We start from the raw sequence: 3154 nt of genomic DNA on the forward strand, positions 1-3154 counted from the left end.
CCTTTTGTTCTGGACAAGGATTGACGTCATTTCCGGCCTGTTGGCACGGCAGTAGAACTACCCTGGATGATCTATGGTCTTAGTGAGACCCAATAAATAGATGACGCTAACCTGTGCGGTATTTGAGGCCCTGAGGTAGGCCGTCACAACAGCCATCAGTGCTTAAGCGGATCAGACACCATGAGTAACGCCAGCCCTATTCTTCGACATTATTCGCAAAGTCGGGATCCGGTTGAAGCCGCAAGAGAGCTTTTTGACGGGCTTTACCAGGAAGACATGGAGTCGGTCATTTTCTTCTGCTCGGTGGAATACGATCTGCCGGCGCTGGCCCGGGCGCTCAAAAACCAGTTTGGCGACATCATGCTGATCGGCTGTACCACTGCGGGGGAAATTACGCCGCTGGGAACCGGCAAGGGCAGTATCACCGGTTTCAGCCTGCCCAAATCGTCCTTTGCGGTCGAGGCGGCATTAATCGAGAACCTCCATCACTTTTCATTTTCCGACACCAAGATATTACTGAGTGAGGTGATGCAGGCTTTCCGCAGCAAGGCCTTTATGCCGGTGGAGAGCCACAGTTTCGCGTTTTCCCTGCTGGACGGATTGTCCATTCGCGAGGAGCTGGTGCTGAAGAGCCTGAGCGACTCGCTGGGAGATATCCCCCTGGTCGGCGGCTCGGCCGGAGACGACCTGTTTTTCAAAGATACCCATGTATTTTTTGGCGACCGCTTTTACCGCAATGCCGCGGTGATTATCCTGGTCAATACCAGCTGTCCGTTTGAGGTGTTTTCCACCCACCACCTCACGCCGGAGGATAATAAACTGGTGGTTACTGCGGCAGACGCCGCCGCCCGGATTGTCCATGAACTGAATGCCGAGCCCGCCGCACTGGAATATGCCCAGGCCGTCGGCGTGCCGCTGGATGAGTTGAGCCTGACCACCTTCGCCCTCTACCCCATCGGCGTCAAACTGCACGACCAGTTCCATATCCGGGCCGTACAAAGGGTCAACGATGACCTGAGCCTGACCTTGTTCTGTGCCATTGATGAAGGTGTGGTGCTGTCCACGGGGCGGCGGGGCGATATTGTCGAACATCTGCGCACCACCCTGGAGTATTTGAAAAAACAGGTGGGCAGCCCGCAACTTATCATCGGCTGCGAGTGTATCTTTCGCCAACTGGAAATTGATGAATTGCAGATCCATACTGTGATTTCGGGTTTGTTGAGGGAGTTCAACGTGATCGGTTTCTATACCTACGGCGAACAGTTCAATGCCCAGCACGTCAATCAAACCTTCTCGGGTGTGGCCATAGGGATGCCACAGGCTTAGTGGCGGCAACAGGATGCGGATCGGTGACGGTATGACCAGTGGCAACACGGCGGCGGGGGCAGCGCTTTCCGAGTACGAGATACTCGCCTACGAAAATGAAAAATTAAAAAAAATTAACCGGGTGCTGGTGGAGCGTATCGAGCGCGGCCTGGGCAACGATAACGGCGCCTATACCACCTTTGAAAGTGCCGTGATCCTGGCGGAGAAGGTCAAGCAGCGGACCCAGCAGTTACAGCAGGCGCTGAGTAATCTGGAACGGGTCAACGAGGATCTCCACCAGGCAAAAAATGAAGCAGAGAATAAGCACCAACTGCTGATTGATGCGATTGAAAGTATTTCCGATGCCTTTGCCTTGTTTGACCAGCAACGGATTTTCACCCTGGCGAATACGGCTTTTTATAAGCTCTGGGGGAGCGCCGGACTCCATTTCGAGACAGGCATGTCCATGGCGGCCATGCAACAGGATCTTCTCAAGTCCGGGATCATTGACTCCTCCATGCCGCAATCGGAAAAGCTCACCAGTCGCAGTGATATTTCCACCCTGGGTGTCTTCAGGTTGAGCAGCGGTCGCTGGATACAGGCTACAGAGCGACCGTCCCGTGAGGGCGGGCTGGTGATCATCTTCACCGATATCACGGCGATCAAGCGCAGTGAAGAGGCCAAGCGCGAGCAGGCGCTGGCCGAGAAATCCCGGGTGTTGCAGTCAACCCTGGACCACCTGTCCCAGGGTGTTGCGCTGTTCAACAGCGACCACAAACTGGAGGCCTGGAATGCACAATTTGTGTCCCTTTCCGGCATGTCATCGGAGCTGGCCCAGCCGGGTGTGGAATTCTTCCGGATCATGAGGTCGACTGGAATCGGCCGGTTTTATCAGGGTTGGTTAAACCTGCAACAGTCCAATGTCTGCATCGAGCAGAAGCTCGACAATGGCACCATCCTCGAAATTCAAAGCTATCTCCCCGGCAGCGGCGCCCTGGTGATTACCTATACGGATATTACCGAAAGGCGGCAGTATGAGGCGGCACTGAAGGCCAGTGAACACCGCATTCGCCTGATTACCGATGCGATGCCGGCGCTGATTTCCTACATCGACAAAGAGCTGAATTATTCGTTCACCAACCGGGCCTTTGAAGAGTGGTTCCGGCAATCCCGCGACGAAATTGACCATATGCCCATGGAGCAATTGCTGGGCCGGGAGGAATTCAATCGCCACCGTGAATACCTGAATCGGACACTGGGCGGGCAGCGGGTTATTTTTGAACTGGAACAGGAACTGCCCAGTGGTAAAAAGTATGTGCAAAAAACCTATGTGCCCAATTTTGGCGGCAACGAGGAGGTGATCGGCTTTTTTGCGCTGGAACAGGATGTCACCCAACAGCGCCGAACCTCGGAAGCACTCAACCAGGCCTACCGGCACATGGAGAAGCGGGTGCTGGAGCGCACCAGGGAGCTGACGGAACTCAACCAGCAGCTGCGCCTGGAAGTCGCCGAACGCAAGGAGGCGGAAACCCGGCTGGTGGATGCCAAACGCGAGGCGGAACAGGCCAATATCACCAAGACCAAGTTTCTGGCGGCGGTCAGCCACGATCTGCTGCAACCCATGAGTGCCGCGAAACTCTTTGCCAGCGCCCTGCAGGAATACCCCCTGACAGCGGAGACATTGAAGCTGGTGGAATCGCTGAATTATTCCATGACCGATGTGGAGAGCCTGGTCGGTACCCTGATCGATATCTCCAAGCTGGATGCCGGGGTTGTCCAGCCGGACCCGGCCTCTTTTGACAGTGCCTTGATGCTGGAGAACCTGGCCAATGAGTTCCGCGAGCAGGCC

The 3154-nt window shown here is 55.4% G+C and carries 2 protein-coding genes; both read left to right on the forward strand.

Features of this window, described 5'->3' with window-relative positions; genetic code table 11:
• Window positions 1-180 precede the first annotated feature (180 nt).
• On the forward strand, window positions 181-1326 hold the full coding sequence (gene nosP, locus ABY948_RS11810) for a nitric oxide-sensing protein NosP (protein WP_461482734.1): 1146 nt from the start codon (window positions 181-183) through the stop codon (window positions 1324-1326).
• Window positions 1327-1339: 13 nt separating this feature from the next.
• On the forward strand, window positions 1340-3154 hold a 1815-nt coding region (locus ABY948_RS11815), incomplete at its 3' end, for a sensor histidine kinase (RefSeq protein ID WP_461482735.1).

The sequence above is a fragment of the Porticoccus sp. genome (assembly GCF_041592135.1).
In the GTDB taxonomy this organism is placed as follows: Bacteria; Pseudomonadota; Gammaproteobacteria; order Pseudomonadales; family Porticoccaceae; genus Porticoccus.

Bases quoted from the DNA above. Each gene is read 5' to 3' on its own strand.
- nosP (WP_461482734.1), top strand. From the start codon at position 181: ATGAGTAACGCCAGCCCTATTCTTCGACATTATTCGCAAAGTCGGGAT.